The organism is Bradyrhizobium genomosp. III (assembly GCF_000261705.1).
GTDB lineage: Bacteria > Pseudomonadota > Alphaproteobacteria > Rhizobiales > Xanthobacteraceae > Bradyrhizobium > Bradyrhizobium ottawaense.
Map to the genome: position 1 here is coordinate 1 of NZ_AJQF01000504.1, position 13,360 is coordinate 13,360.

Genomic DNA, 13,360 nt, shown 5'->3' on the forward strand with positions numbered 1-13,360 from the left:
CAGCGGGCTCTTCCGCCGGCGGCGCAATGCCGGGGGCGTCTTCGGGCGTCACGGGGGCCTCCGGAGAGGCTTCCAGCACGGGCTCGGCCTCCTGGGCCGGCTCGTCCTGCACCTCCATGCCGGGCGCATCTTCGACGGTGACCGGCTCGGCGACCGCTTCGGTGGAGGGCTCCGCCGGCAGGCCGGCAACGGCCTCGGTCGAGGAGTCGGCGCTTTCTTCAGCCGGCGGCGTCTCGACCGCGACCGTTTCCACCACGGCCGGCTTTTGCGGCAGCGGCGGACGCTTCTCCATGCGATAGCCGAGCGCACGCAGCACCGAGGCGAAATCCTCGCCTGCGGAGCCGGTGAGCGAGGTCATCGCCTGCGTCACCACGAAACTGCGGCCATCGAAGGCGCCGGCCGGCTTTTCGCCGGACGCGTTCTCGCGCCAGGCCAGCGCCGGGCGGATCAGATCGGCAAGACGCTCCAGGATGTCGACGCGCACGGCGCGTTCGCCGGCCTGCTTGTAGCCGAGCACGCGATAGGCATCGCGCGGCAGCGCCTTGTCGACCGGGAACGAGGTACGGCCCGAGCTCGCCAGATGCTGCGCGCCCGACAGCGAGGACAGATCGACATTGTCCTGCTTCAGCGCCCACAACAGCGCTGCCAGCGCGCGCGCGGCAGGCTTCAAAAGGCCCGGGAAATAGATGTGATAGGCGCCGAAACGGACGCCGTATTTGCGCAGCACCGCGCGCGAGGGCTGGTCGAGATCCTTCAGCTCGTTCGCGATCTTGGGCCGCTCCAGCACGCCGAGCGCCTCGACGAGCTGATAGGCGATGCCGCGGGCGATGCCGGTGACGTCCTCGGCCTTGGAGAGCTCGAACATCGGCCCGAGCAGCTTCTCGACATGCGTCTTGAGCCAGAGCTCGAGCCGGGCCTGCACTTTTTCGCGCGGCGCCCCGGTGAGACGCTCGTCCGAGATGATGCGGATGCGCGGATGCAGCGCCTCCTCTGCGGCAGACAGCCGCGCCACGGCGTCGCCGGTCCAGCGGATGGTGCCTTCCGAGGTCAGCACGAACTGATCGTCCGGCGCGTTGCCGAGCTTTTCGGCGCGCGTGTTGATCTCGCCGGCGAGCACTGCTTGCGCTGCAGCCTGCAAGGCTTTCGCATCCGAACCAGCTTCCGCCGCATCCGGTGCAAAGGTGAAGCCGTCGAGGCGGCCGATGACATGGCCTTCGACGATGACTTCGCCGGTCTTGCCGATTTCAGTATTCAAGCTCGTGTTCTCCCGCAGGCGGCGCATCAATACACTGGTCCGGCGATCAACGAAACGCTCAGTCAAGCGTTCATGGAGCGCATCCGATAATTTATTTTCGACCTCGCGGGCGATCCCCTGCCAGCGTTCGGGGTCTTTCAGCCAGTCCGGGCGGTTGGCGACGAAGGTCCAGGTGCGGATCTGCGCGATCCGGGCCGACAGCGTGTCGATGTCGCCGTCGACGCGGTCGGCCTGGGTGATCTGGGCCTCGAACCAGGCGTCGGGGATGCAGCTCTTCCGCATCAGGAAGCCGTACAGCGTGGTCACCAGCTCGGCATGGGCGGCCGGCGACAGTTTCCGGTAATCGGGGACCTGGCAGGCCTCCCACAGCCGCTCCACCGCCGCCTTGCCATGCGCGATATCGCGCACCTCGACGTCGCGGGCGGCATGGTCGAGCACGCGCATGTCCTCGGCGACAGGGGCGCGCGTCAGCGCCTCGTGGCCTGGGGCGAGGTTCAGGGACACCTGGAGCGCGCCGAGCGAGGAGAAATCCAGCCTGGCGTTGCGCCATTGCAGCATCTTCACGGGATCGAAGGTGTGGTTCTGCAGCGCGTTGACGAGCTCGGGCTCGAACGGCGCGCAGCGGCCGGTGGTGCCGAAAGTGCCGTTGCGCGTGGCGCGGCCGGCGCGCCCCGCGATCTGCGCGAATTCGGACGGCGTCAGCCGGCGGAACTGGTAGCCGTCGAACTTGCGGTCGGAGGCGAAGGCGACGTGGTCGACGTCGAGATTGAGACCCATGCCGACGGCGTCGGTGGCGACGAGATAATCGACATCGCCGTTCTGGAACATCGCCACCTGCGCATTGCGGGTGCGCGGTGAGAGCGAGCCCAGCACCACGGCGGCGCCGCCATGCTGGCGGCGGATCAGCTCGGCGATGGCGTAGACTTCATCGGCCGAGAACGCGACGATCGCGGTGCGGCGCGGCTGGCGCGTGATCTTGCGATCGCCGGCGAATTCCAGCTGCGACAGGCGCGGCCGCGTGATCATGGAGACGCCCGGCAACAGCCGCTCGATGATCGGGCGCATCGTGGCCGCGCCCAGGAGCAGCGTCTCGTCGCGGCCGCGGCGGTTGAGGATGCGATCGGTGAAGACGTGGCCGCGTTCGAGATCGCTGGCGATCTGGACCTCGTCGACGGCGAGGAAGGAAACGTCGAGGTCGCGCGGCATCGCCTCGACGGTCGAGACCCAATAGCGCGGGCTCTTCGGCTTGATCTTCTCCTCGCCGGTGACGAGCGCGACCGCCTCGGCTCCGACCCGCGCGGCGATCTTGTTGTAGACCTCGCGCGCGAGCAGGCGCAGCGGCAGCCCGATCATCCCGGAAGGGTGCGCCAGCATCCGCTCGATGGCGAGATGGGTCTTGCCGGTGTTGGTCGGCCCGAGCACCGCAGTGACGCCGGCGCCAGGCACGCGATCGGACGGCGCGCGCTCGGAAGCGAAGGGGGAGGAGGAAAAGGGCATCTGGGGGATTAGGTAGTGGCGATTTGGGCGAATGTCAGTGCTGTTGTGGGCGGGGGCGGGCAGCGCTTGGAAGTCACCTCGCCCCGCTTGCGGGGAGAGGTCGGCGCAAAGCGCCGGGTGAGGGGGACTCTCCGCGAGTCCATCTGTCACCGCATCTGTGGAGACTCCCCCTCACCCCGACCCTCTCCCCGCAAGCGGGGCGAGGGAGAAAAACCTCGCGCAACTGTCTCACTTTGCGACGCTTTTCCCGTTGGTTTTAAGCTTCGGAACGACTCTAGAACGAATCGCGGCCGAATCGCTGACTCCCCCCGGAGTCATGTTCCGTTCACGCAACATGTCGCGGGAGTCTTGTTGGCTGCAACTAGATGGAGTTTTGGGCTGCCGTACAAGTGACGTTTCGATGGCGCAAAGCCTTAAGTTGGGGACGGCGCGGAGTCGAATCAGAATCGGGGAGGAGTCAAATGGATTCCAGGACCGGAGCCGCCGGGACCAATTTTTGCGAAAACAACCCCATGCACAGTAGGTAAGTGGTTGATTTTGCGAGATCCCTTACCCTCCCCTGGAGGGGGAGGGTCGGCACGCGAGCGAGCGAAGCGAGATTGCGTGACGGGGTGGGGTGATCTCTCCCCACGGGCAGTCTTCGTGTGGAGAGATCACCCCACCCCGCTCGCGCTGCGCGCGATCGACCCTCCCCCTCCAGGGGAGGGTAAACGGGACCACCGCCGCCGCTTACTGCGTCTTCGCCACGCGGGGCGGCTGCGCCGTGGTGATGAAGCTGGTCGCTTCCAGCATGGCCGGCCCCAGGGGCGTCGGCACTTTCAGCCAGAACGGGACCAGGACGCGGGTGCCGGCGACGGGGGCAAACGCGATCTCGATGTTGCGCTGGGCGGCGAGATATTTGATCACGGGGCGGTCGGGGATGTAGCCGGCGACAGGCACGAAATAGAGCGAACAAACCACCACCGGGCCGTGATAGCCCTTCTCCGCCTTCACGTTCTCCATGCGCTTGAAATCAAGCTTCAGATCGTAGCGCATGCGGCCGTCGAACACGGGGGCCGAGTTGTGGCAGGCGTCCGGCGAGACTGGGTCGCCATTGCCGGGCACGCGCAGCAGCGAGGCCGTCATGGGGTCCCAGACGCCGCGGCGATGCGCGTCGGTGACGACGATACGGTCCGGATCGACCGGCGGCTCCGGCAGAATGGCAAAATCCTTCACATTGCCCTTGTCGAGCGTGATGCGGATCTCTTCGGTCTTCTTCGAGGTGGTGGTGGAGGCCTGGTAGCCGGTCGCCACCAGCGCGCCGCCAACGATGCGCCCTTGGCTGGCGCCGGTGCCGGAGCCGCCGGTGAACGACTTCAGCAGCCCCGAGGTGCCGCCCGCGGCCGCCGCCGAGAACACGTCGTCCTGGATGTCGATATTCCAGCCGCCTTTGCCGACGGGAATGCCGGCCAGCGAGGCCTCATATTGCGCTTCGAGCTTACCCTGCGCCGCCGCGGGCACCGCGCCCCAGGCCAGCGCCAAGGGAAGGATCACGCCGCAAAGCGCCGCCAGCCAGCCGGCAAAGCGCGGGCGGACTGAGCGCTGTTCTGGCGCAAAAGGGGACGTTGTGAGCACGAAACAATCCAATCGGGGCGCGACGGTTGTTACTTAAGCCAAAAACCGCGGCGAGCAATGTGTCGGAGCGCATGAGGCCGGGAACTCCACCGGAGTCTTCAGGCGCGAATACGCCCTTTATGTGATGGTAAGGCGCGACAAACATTGCCGTTTTGGTGATCGGCTTCGCCTCTCCCGCTGCCTTTTCCCCCTCGCCCCGCTTGCGGGGAGAGGGTCGGGGTGAGGGGGGCTCTCCGCGAGGGCGGTGATAGTTGAGGTCATAGGCGGCCCCCTCCCCCGCGGAGACGCCCCCTCACCCGGAATCCGCGCTATTCGCGCGCATTCCGGCCTCTCCCCGCAGGCGGGGAGAGGCGAAAAGACCGTCCAAAACCTTGACTGCCCGCCCCTTCCCCCCTATACGTCCGCCCGCTCCCTGCAAGGACGAAAGAATTAGCCCCCGTGGCGCCCAGAATGGCGGCCGCACTCGTTAGGGGTTCGAAACTTAAGGATTTCTACCATGTCTCGCCGCTGCGAACTGACGGCCAAGGGCCCCCTCGTCGGCCACAAGGTCAGCCACTCCAACATCAAGACCAAGCGCCGCTTCCTGCCGAACCTCGTCAACGTGACGTTCATCAGCGAAGCCCTCGAGCGCAACGTGCGCCTGCGCGTCTCGACCAACGCGGTCAAGAGCGTCGACCACAATGGCGGCCTCGATGCCTTCCTGCTCAAGGCCAAGGCCGACCTTCTGTCGCCCCGCGCCCTCGAGCTGAAGCGCGCCATCCAGAAGAAGGTCGGCCCGACAGCCGCACCGGCCAAGAAGGCCAGCTAAAGTTTTTCGGAAATTGGGCGGGGGCTAGGTTGCGTCGCGTGGCGTAGGTCTAGCTAGTGTGAGTTTGCGTTGCGGCCGGATCGGAAGATCCGGCCGTTTTTGTTTTTGGGGCCGGCGAAGAATGCACAAGAAGCGCATCGGGCCAATAGACAAGCTCTAGTTGTCGCCCACAGCTCTCGTTAAGCTTCGGCTTTCAATTATACGAGTCTGCATGCATGCGAATTACCTCTTTTGAACTGGTCAATGTGGGACCGCTGAAGCGAATCTCCGTCCGCGGCATGGCCGACATCGTTGTGTTCGCCGGCCCCAATGGTGTCGGAAAAACCCACATTAGTTCCGCGTTGATTGGCTTCGCCCAAAATCCGGGGGCGTCTCCAAATGTGCACATGACGGTCGAGGCTACCTGTGATGACGAACGCGAACGATGGGGCAAGTCAACACTAGACCCTCGAAATGGCAATGACGCGGGACTGCTACGAACAACATTGCAGAGAAATCAAAGACGCAATCAGTACAAAAGTTCATTTCTCAATTTCGACAGCGATCGAGCAATCCGAAACGTATCACAATATGTATTCGGCTGGGACATCGGCGATCCTCTATCAGAAGAACTAAGCTGGAGTATGTCGTTTGTCCCAATGTCGAACCGTCACGACGACGTCCGCCACTCATTGTTCAGGATGGTAGAAGGCCAAAAAAGGCAAATTGCGGAGGAAGCACTTACTCGTCAACGCGCTGGCGAGACATCTATGCCGTTGGACATCCCAGACATTCTCCGGCCATTTAAGGATGCCTTTTGGCATCTGTTGGCGCCCAAGAAGCTCATTGAAGTATACACGCGACCAACAAATCTATTTTGAAACGGAAGGTGTAAAGCTGCCTATCGAACGCCTTAGCTCAGGCGAACGCGAAGTAATCAATATTGTGTTCGATTTTATCTTGCGAGGCCCTGAAGATTGCATAGTCGTTTTCGATGAGCCCGAACTGCACCTTCACCCCGAGCTCAGCTACAAACTTCTGCAAACGCTGGTTTCTGCAGGCAAACGCAATCAATTCTTGTTCTCTACTCATTCACCAGAAATAATATCTGCGTCGCTCGAAAATACGGTCGTATTCGTGAGACAGCCTCAAGCCGACCTCGACAACCAGGCCCTGATTGTCAATCGAGACGATCAAACGCATCACGCTCTGCAGGCACTAGGTCAATCGATAGGCGTAATATCTCTCGGAAAAAAGCTAGTTCTAATCGAAGGCGAAGAAGCCAGCCTCGACAAGTTGACGTATAGCGCGATCCTCAAAAACCGCTTTCCGGAATTTGTTCTTGTGCCAGCCGGCGGCAAAGATTCGATTAGATCGTTTGCGGATGCATACTCGAACATAGTGAGTAAGACGATCTGGGGTGTCCGCTTCTATCTTCTGTGCGATCGCGATGCTGCAATTATTATCGGCCGCAATGCGGTCACGAAAGATGAATCGAACCGAGTAACGGCTTTGCCTAGGTATCACCTGGAAAACTACTTTCTAGATGAGCAGACCTACGCGACCTGCTTCCAACAAATCGAGCCTCCTGATTCATGGCTTCGGAACGCCGCAGAGATAAGGAAGCGATTACTAAAAATTGCTGGGGAAGCTGTCCCGTATGCAGTTGCGCTGAACGTCACTGCGGAGATCCGAGCGAAAGTTGGCAATGTGAGCGTGATGCCCAGAGGGGCAGTTGAAGCAAGATCGCCAGCAGCCTTGTGTCAATTGATGCAAGCGAAATTGGACAATGAACTAACTCGCGTTCAAGTAGGGCTGGACAGAAGATTGGTGAGCGACTTAGTCAACTCGGAATTCGAGCGACTCTCAAAAGCGGTCGCAACTGACGATCCAATATGGAGAGCCGACCTTCCAGGCAGATTTATACTCAACAAATTCGCGTCGGAGGCGGATATATCTGTTGGCCGACTCAAGCAGCTGTACCTGCACAACGTAGAACCAGAGAAGGTCTTCCAAGATATCATTGCTATTTTCGAACGATTCAGAAGCGCGGCCTAACCGCTCAGGCTCCGCCTAGAGCACTTCAAGTCGTTGAGACCACTAGACATGAAAAATTTGGTTATTTGCTGCGACTGGATAAACAGCGAACGCGGCGACAACATTTCTAATGTGTTGAAGTTCTACCATTGCCTCCGAAAGAATGAGAGCAACACGGTTCGACAACTAGTCTACTACGATCCAGGCGTTGGAACACCGGGCCCAGGGGAGACTTCCTGGATTAGATTACGAGAAAATGTTCGTACGACGATTGGAATTACAACAGGCTACGGATTCGACGAGAATGTACTGTCAGCCTATGATTTTTTGATACGAAATTATCAAGAGGGAGATCATATCTACCTTCTCGGATTCTCCTGCGGAGCGTTCGCGGTGCGCGCACTTGCGGGCTTAATCCATGCCGTGGGATTACTTTATCCAGAACAGGCTAATTTTAAGTCAAGTAGGCTGATTGCCTACAAGCAATCCTCAGATTTCCAGAATAGCACATCAACCGCAACTGTCGGCTATGACAACCTCACCTATCTGACAACATACTGGCCAACTCGTTGGCCGACCATTCACTTCATCGGAGTCTGGGACACGGTGGCGAGCGTGATCGTTCCGCGCGCCGACCGATTGTTCTTGCCAAGCCTGGAGGAACTCGCCTTCACGCTACGCAACCCCAGCGTCAAAATTTTTCGACAAGCAATCGCTATCGACGAACGGCGCTGCATGTTTCGCCTGAAAAAATGGGATGACTCCCAAGAATTTGTTCGTGATCGATTTGCTCAAGTCGTCAGGACCGAACCGCAAGACAGTTTGCAAGTTTGGTTTGCTGGCGTTCACGCAGATATTGGCGGCGGGTATCCAGAAGCTGAGAGCGCGCTATCAAAATACCCCCTTCTCTGGATGATTGAAGAAGCCGCGAAATGTGGCCTCAACTTTGATCCGCAAATTGTAAGTCAACTTGCTTGGGGAATGCCGGCACCGGGCAACCCGTTCAAGCATAGTGCCCCTGATATCGCTGGCATCGCGCATGATTCAATGACAAGTGCTTGGCGAGTGATCGAGTATATTCCAAAAAGTGCTGTATACAGAGAATGGCCGGAACGAAGGTCGTTGCTGGGCTTTTACGTTCCTGATTGTGAGCCGCGCGTCATTCCCGAAGGCGCAATACTTCACGAGTCTGCGATTAGGCGGATGAACGAATTGCCGAGTTACCGACCAGTCAATGTCCCCCATACTTACGGCACCTTCCCGCTGTCCCTTCCCCCGCTCTGAGTGCTGCGATTTTGGTGGTAAGCAAAACTGCGGATTGCTTGTATCGGCGCACGCTTGCGACCAAATTCCCGCTATACCCGCCCCGGTAGCATCCGCCCGAGGCGCATCCCGTGGATCACGCAGCCAACACCGACACAACCCCTCCTCGAAAACCTCGTCATCTGCTGTGACGGCACCGGCAACGAGATCTCGGAAAACATCTCCAACGTCCTGAAGCTCTACGGCTGCCCTCCGCGAGACCAAACCCAGCCGCTGCAGATGGTGCTCTCCGATCCCAGGATCGGCCCGGTGCCGCCACCGGTAAACAGCACCGCGCGCGCGTTAACCGTTCATTAACCAACGCACCCTAGCCTGCTGTAATCGTCCAGCCATCATTAGCTCGAAATGCCTTCCCGGTTCGCTCCAGGAGAAGCGCCGATGTGCGTTGCGTTGTTGACGTATGCCGATCTCAGTGCCCGCCTCGATATCTCGCGCGAGGCCGCGCGGTCGCTGGCGCGACGACGCCGGCTGCCGCGCTCGCGTTCGGATGACGGCAAGGCCCTGGTGAGCGTTGATCTCGACGAGCTCCGGTACACGCCCCGCCCGCGACGTGCCCGCCGGGCAGACCCGATTGCCGCCTCCATGGCAAGGATCGAGGCCGTCAAGACCGAGGCCTTCAAGGCGGAGATCGCGCGGCTCGAAGACGTTGCAACTGCCTACAGGGCCGTGTTCGAGCGCGAGCGGGAGCGCGCCGATCGCCTCGTCGTCGAGTTGCAGCAGGCGACCGCCGAGACCATGGCAGCCAATGCGTGGGCGGCACGACTGGAAGACGAAGTGACGGCGCTGCGGAGCGATCGCCGGGGCGGCTCGATCGCGGGACACGCTGCGCGGCGATTAGGACATCTGGCCGCCGCCATCGTCAAAGCAGATCGCGCGGCTAGAGCGCGATGAGATTGGGATGAATCGTCATCGCGCTCCAGGTTTTTGTTCGAGCATGATCTCCGCGCAAACGCGTTGCGCGTTTGTCGCGAGGGAAAACCGCTTCGCACTTTGCGCTCACGCGGCCCTTCGGGTCCGGATCATGCTTTTGCAGGTAGCACTCGAAGACTTCTCCATCCCCGGCTTGCCGGACCAATCGCGAGGGACAAATGGCTGGCAATATCGATATTCATGAAATGAAGGCCCGCATCGTCGTGTTCGGTGTCGGCGGCGCAGGCGGCAATGCCGTCAACAACATGATCACGGCCGGGCTGCAAGGGGTCGAGTTCGTGGTCGCCAACACCGACGCGCAGGCGCTGGCCATGTCGAAGGCGAAGCACCTCATCCAGCTCGGCACACATGTCACCGCAGGCCTCGGCGCCGGCTCGCAGCCGGAACTGGGCCGCGCCGCAGCCGAGGAGGCCATCGATGCGATCCGCAATCAGTTGACCGGCGCGCACATGGTGTTCGTGACGGCCGGGATGGGCGGCGGCACCGGCACCGGAGCTGCACCCGTCGTCGCCAGGACCGCGCGCGAGCTCGGCATTCTCACGATCGGCGTGGTCACCAAGCCGTTCTACTTCGAGGGCCAGCGCCGCATGCGCTTTGCCGAGGCCGGCATCGAGGAGCTGCTGAAGACGGTCGACACCCTCCTGATCATCCCGAACCAGAACCTGTTCCGGGTGGCCAGCGACAAGACCACATTCGCCGATGCCTTCGCCCTTGCCGACCAGGTGCTTTATTCGGGCGTGGCCTGCATCAGCGACCTCATCGTCAAGGAAGGCCTGATCAATCTCGATTTTGCCGACGTCCTCTCCGTCATGAAGGAGAAGGGCAAGGCCATGATGGGACGAGGCGAGGCCTCCGGCGAGAAGCGCGTGCTCGCCGCCGCCGTCGCCGCGATCTCCAATCCGTTGATCGAGAACCCCTCGATCAAGCGCGCCAGTGGTCTCATCATCTCCATCACCGGCGGCAAGGATCTCATGCTGTACGAGGTCGACGAAGCGGCCAGCCGCATTCGCGACGAGGCCGACCCGGACGCCAACATCATCGTCGGCGCGTCCTTTGACGAAAGCCTCGAAGGCATCGTCCGCGTCTCGGTGGTGGCGACCGGTATCGACAATCTCGACCCGGCGCAGGCGCTGCCGGTGGAAACCGCCCTCACGCAGCTCGCCGGCAGGCTGCGCAACGACAGCCGCCGCATCGCCGATCGCATCGAGCGCAGCGCACCCATTCCGCAAGCGGGCAGCCCGCCGCTCCGCCCGCAGCCGCACCACCCCGTGGGGCCACCGGCACGGCCGGGCCTGGACCATGCGCGGCAGGCGGCGCTTCAGCCGCTCGATCCTTACGGCCGCGCGCCTGCGCGCAATGCGCCCGACGAGGCCGTTCTCGATATCCCGGCCTTCCTGCGCCGCGCCGCCAACTGAGGGGTCGAGAGAGCCGCGGTTCCTTGCATGTCGACTACGGAGTCCAACAACAGGTCGTCATCCCGGGGCGCGACGAAGTCGCGAGCCCGGGATCCATAACCACCATCGTGAGTATGGATTCCGGGCTCGCGCCAAGAGGCGCGCCCCGGAATGACGGAGTAAACAACAACTCTCCCGCTTTGGCGGGCGCCTCACCATGAATGTTTGATATCTCGCCGCGGAAACGAGTCCTCATCCTGAGGAGCCCGCCTCGATCGGGCGTCTCGAAGGATGCGCCGCAACGAAACCAGCCGCCGATGCTTCACGCTGCCGTGCTGCGCGGGCTCTCCGCGGTTTCCTTCTTGTCCGACTCCTTGTCGCGCGACAGCCAGGCCGGAAAACGAAGCAGGCGTTCGTTGGGGTCTTTCGGCAGCTCGATGGGCGGCGCTTCAACGGCCGAACTCGGCAAGTCCAGCGCTGCCTGTCCGGATCGCACCGCATCCGCACGCTGATCCAGTTCGCGCAAGAGGGGATCGAGCACGCTGTCGATCTCAGTCGCCACCGACACGAGGAAACTATTGAGCTCGCGCGCCTCGGGCACGACGGCCGCAGCCTGCTCGATCGCGCTCGAGAGACCGTCGACGACGGGCGCAAACGCGCCGGCGGCCTGCTTGACTCGCGTCTTGATCAATTCGATCTCGCTCAGGACGCGCTCACGCTCCCGCCTTTTCTTCTCTTCAGAAAGGCGGGCTTCGATTTCGGCGATCTGCGCCGTCAGGGTCGTGGCTTCGGATGCGAGCGCATCGCGTCGTCCGCGCGCGCGATCGAGATCGCGGCTGAGATTGTCCACTAAGTCGTCCTTTCCGAACATGGCTTTGCTCCGTAGGACAGGCGCTTTGCCCTGTAGGACGGCCCTGGCGCGAACCGCCAGCCTCGCCACCGACCGGATGGCCGGATCGGCCGAAACAGGCATCAACCTCGGTCGCGTCACATGGGCCGACATGGTGATCCCCCCATCGTCAACATTAGGCAACCGCATGGTTAACAAGGGGTTAATATCAACAGATGAGGGGCAATGGGGCCGTCCGTGTCCCCTACCCCCGAAAATCAATGCTCCGCAGCACGATCCCCGGCGGAGTGCCTTCGAACTCCGTCGCCTGGTACTTCCGTCCCGCGCAGGCTTCGATGCGCTCGCGCAGGCGGGTGAACTGGGCTTCGCGCTCATTGGGGCGGGCGCGCGGGCCGCGCTCGAGATCGTCCATGGCGGAGGTCGAGATCGCGCAGGCGAATTCCTTCGCGCCGTCCTGCATCGAGAACTGGACGATGCCGCGGTCCTGGTCGTGGCCGATGAAACGGCCGCTGGTGAGCGTCATGGGGTTACTCCTGTACTGCGCGCGTCCCGGCCTGGTGCGCCATTGCGCAACGGGGGGCCGGGACCTGTGACCCGGTCGGCTTGATTCAAGCACGCCGTGGCACGAGCATCTGCAACAACTCAATTCCGTGGCTATGGGTCCTGGATCTGCGCTTCGCTTGTCCGGGACGACACCCGTGGGGCGGCCGCCTTCAGCCGTCGCCGTTGAGCCTTGCGAAATCGTCGAACAGGGCGGCCACCAGCGCGCGGTGGCGGGTGTCCTCGGCGGGCAGGCCGGCGGCATAGAGGTTGAGCAGATAGCGGGCCTTCACCGCGGCTTCCGGCCACGACATCGCCGGCACCGTCAGCATGCGGCTTTCGAGATCGGCCTCGCGCTCGCGCAGCTCGCGGACATTGTTCTCGACCTCGGACAGCGCGCGGCGCAGATCGGTGGCCTTTTGCGCGGCCATGCCGCGGTGCTTGTCGAGCTCGACCGGAACATCAGTCATGGGCGGTCGCATCGATGCGTTGAGCGTCCGCGAGGTCGACCGAGCCGATCGCATGCACTTCCGTGATGTCGCCGCGCGCGCCCTCCTTGGGCACCGTGATCATGGTGGCGACGCGGCGCCAGGCGGCGAACGACAGGCCCTCGATCATCTCCTCGTCGGTGACGACCTCGTAGCGGCCCGCCGGCAGTTCGCGCGCAATGCCGCGGATGTGAAACGGATGCTTGAACGTCACGAATTCGTGCCGCGAGCGGATGGTCATGCGCGCCTGCCTTTCAAAAAGAGGGGCCCCACCGGACGCTGGCGAGCGCGAGCATGCGCGCGTTGCGCGGCAATAGCCAGCGTTATTGTCGGCGGCGCGCGCGGCGTTTTAGCCCTCGCTATCGGCGCGGTGCAGGCGTAGAGTCATCGCATCACCGCACATCTCGCAACGGCTTCGACCGGTGACTGAGGGTCACGTGCGCTCCCGCCGCAAGTTCGAGCAGGAGCAAGCATGTCGCAGTTTCGCCTTTCCGAATGGATCGTGCCGCCGGTGGTGGTTCCGCTGTTCCTTCTGCTGCTGGTGTGCGCGGCGGCCATCTTCAATGGCTAGGGCCATTCGCGTGCCCTATCTCGTCAGCGCCACCAACGAATATGGCTGCGCCAATCTCGGCCGCGGCAGCGCCA

Annotated in this window: 12 protein-coding genes and 1 pseudogene; 7 read left to right on the plus strand and 6 right to left on the minus strand. The window is 62.3% G+C overall.

All coding sequences use genetic code 11. The features are described 5' to 3' along the window. Together IC66_RS0139040 and IC66_RS0139045 are read right to left on the minus strand one after the other, a co-directional pair. The coding region (locus IC66_RS0139040) for a helicase-related protein (protein WP_038951158.1) at window positions 1-2,752 on the minus strand (2,752 nt) is incomplete at its 3' end. A 729-nt stretch (window positions 2,753-3,481) separates the two neighbouring features. After that, entirely contained in the window at window positions 3,482-4,366 is an 885-nt protein-coding gene (locus IC66_RS0139045; RefSeq protein ID WP_028141841.1) for a DUF3108 domain-containing protein, read from the minus strand. 496 nt (window positions 4,367-4,862) lie between these two features. Here IC66_RS0139045 and rpmB point away from each other — a divergent pair, with 496 nt between their 5' ends. The 7 genes and pseudogenes from rpmB (at window position 4,863) to ftsZ (ending at window position 10,858) form a co-directional block, all read left to right on the plus strand. After that, the gene (gene rpmB, locus IC66_RS0139050) at window positions 4,863-5,174 is read left to right on the plus strand and encodes a 50S ribosomal protein L28 (RefSeq protein ID WP_028141842.1); all 312 of its coding nucleotides are present in this window, start codon (window positions 4,863-4,865) and stop codon (window positions 5,172-5,174) included. 215 nt (window positions 5,175-5,389) lie between these two features. Further along, window positions 5,390-6,034 carry a hypothetical protein gene (locus IC66_RS46810; RefSeq protein WP_157158175.1) on the plus strand — a complete coding sequence of 215 codons (645 nt, stop codon included), beginning with the start codon at window positions 5,390-5,392 and terminating at the stop codon, window positions 6,032-6,034. Next, window positions 6,000-7,211: an ATP-dependent nuclease gene (locus tag IC66_RS44265; RefSeq protein WP_157158176.1), complete on the plus strand. Its 1,212-nt coding sequence runs from the start codon at window positions 6,000-6,002 to the stop codon at window positions 7,209-7,211. Before IC66_RS46810 ends, IC66_RS44265 begins: the two co-directional genes overlap by 35 nt. Window positions 7,212-7,259: 48 nt before the next feature. After that, window positions 7,260-8,474: a DUF2235 domain-containing protein gene (locus tag IC66_RS44270; RefSeq protein ID WP_083859398.1), complete on the plus strand. Its 1,215-nt coding sequence runs from the start codon at window positions 7,260-7,262 to the stop codon at window positions 8,472-8,474. Between the two features lie 114 nt (window positions 8,475-8,588). Continuing rightward, a pseudogene (locus IC66_RS46815) lies at window positions 8,589-8,774 on the plus strand (phospholipase effector Tle1 domain-containing protein); the annotation flags it as partial. Window positions 8,775-8,891: 117 nt separating this feature from the next. After that, window positions 8,892-9,404 (plus strand): hypothetical protein, encoded by a 513-nt coding sequence (locus IC66_RS0139075; RefSeq protein WP_038951160.1) that lies wholly within the window; start codon window positions 8,892-8,894, stop codon window positions 9,402-9,404. Between the two features lie 197 nt (window positions 9,405-9,601). Continuing rightward, window positions 9,602-10,858 carry a cell division protein FtsZ gene (gene ftsZ, locus IC66_RS0139080; protein ID WP_038951161.1) on the plus strand — a complete coding sequence of 419 codons (1,257 nt, stop codon included), beginning with the start codon at window positions 9,602-9,604 and terminating at the stop codon, window positions 10,856-10,858. Window positions 10,859-11,159: 301 nt separating this feature from the next. Here the strand turns inward: ftsZ and IC66_RS0139085 are convergent, their stop codons facing one another. From IC66_RS0139085 to IC66_RS0139100, 4 genes are all read right to left on the minus strand, one after another. Continuing rightward, entirely contained in the window at window positions 11,160-11,840 is a 681-nt protein-coding gene (locus IC66_RS0139085; protein WP_038951163.1) for a hypothetical protein, read from the minus strand. A gap of 91 nt (window positions 11,841-11,931) precedes the next feature. Further along, window positions 11,932-12,210 carry a DUF1488 family protein gene (locus tag IC66_RS0139090; RefSeq protein ID WP_028141851.1) on the minus strand — a complete coding sequence of 93 codons (279 nt, stop codon included), beginning with the start codon at window positions 12,208-12,210 and terminating at the stop codon, window positions 11,932-11,934. Between the two features lie 190 nt (window positions 12,211-12,400). Continuing rightward, window positions 12,401-12,697 carry a hypothetical protein gene (locus IC66_RS0139095; RefSeq protein ID WP_038951164.1) on the minus strand — a complete coding sequence of 99 codons (297 nt, stop codon included), beginning with the start codon at window positions 12,695-12,697 and terminating at the stop codon, window positions 12,401-12,403. After that, a complete protein-coding gene (locus IC66_RS0139100; RefSeq protein ID WP_038951165.1) occupies window positions 12,690-12,956 on the minus strand; it encodes a hypothetical protein in 267 nt (88 codons plus the stop codon). Before IC66_RS0139100 ends, IC66_RS0139095 begins: the two co-directional genes overlap by 8 nt. Window positions 12,957-13,360: the final 404 nt, after the last annotated feature.

Excerpts from the sequence above, each read along its gene's own strand:
- IC66_RS44270 (WP_083859398.1), top strand. The coding sequence starts at position 7,260 with ATGAAAAATTTGGTTATTTGCTGCGACTGGATAAACAGCGAACGCGGC.
- IC66_RS0139095 (WP_038951164.1), bottom strand. The coding sequence starts at position 12,697 with ATGACTGATGTTCCGGTCGAGCTCGACAAGCACCGCGGCATGGCCGCG.
- IC66_RS46810 (WP_157158175.1), top strand. The coding sequence starts at position 5,390 with ATGCGAATTACCTCTTTTGAACTGGTCAATGTGGGACCGCTGAAGCGA.
- rpmB (WP_028141842.1), top strand. The coding sequence starts at position 4,863 with ATGTCTCGCCGCTGCGAACTGACGGCCAAGGGCCCCCTCGTCGGCCAC.
- IC66_RS0139100 (WP_038951165.1), bottom strand. The coding sequence starts at position 12,956 with ATGACCATCCGCTCGCGGCACGAATTCGTGACGTTCAAGCATCCGTTT.
- ftsZ (WP_038951161.1), top strand. The coding sequence starts at position 9,602 with ATGGCTGGCAATATCGATATTCATGAAATGAAGGCCCGCATCGTCGTG.
- IC66_RS0139075 (WP_038951160.1), top strand. The coding sequence starts at position 8,892 with ATGTGCGTTGCGTTGTTGACGTATGCCGATCTCAGTGCCCGCCTCGAT.
- IC66_RS0139090 (WP_028141851.1), bottom strand. The coding sequence starts at position 12,210 with ATGACGCTCACCAGCGGCCGTTTCATCGGCCACGACCAGGACCGCGGC.
- IC66_RS0139085 (WP_038951163.1), bottom strand. The coding sequence starts at position 11,840 with ATGTCGGCCCATGTGACGCGACCGAGGTTGATGCCTGTTTCGGCCGAT.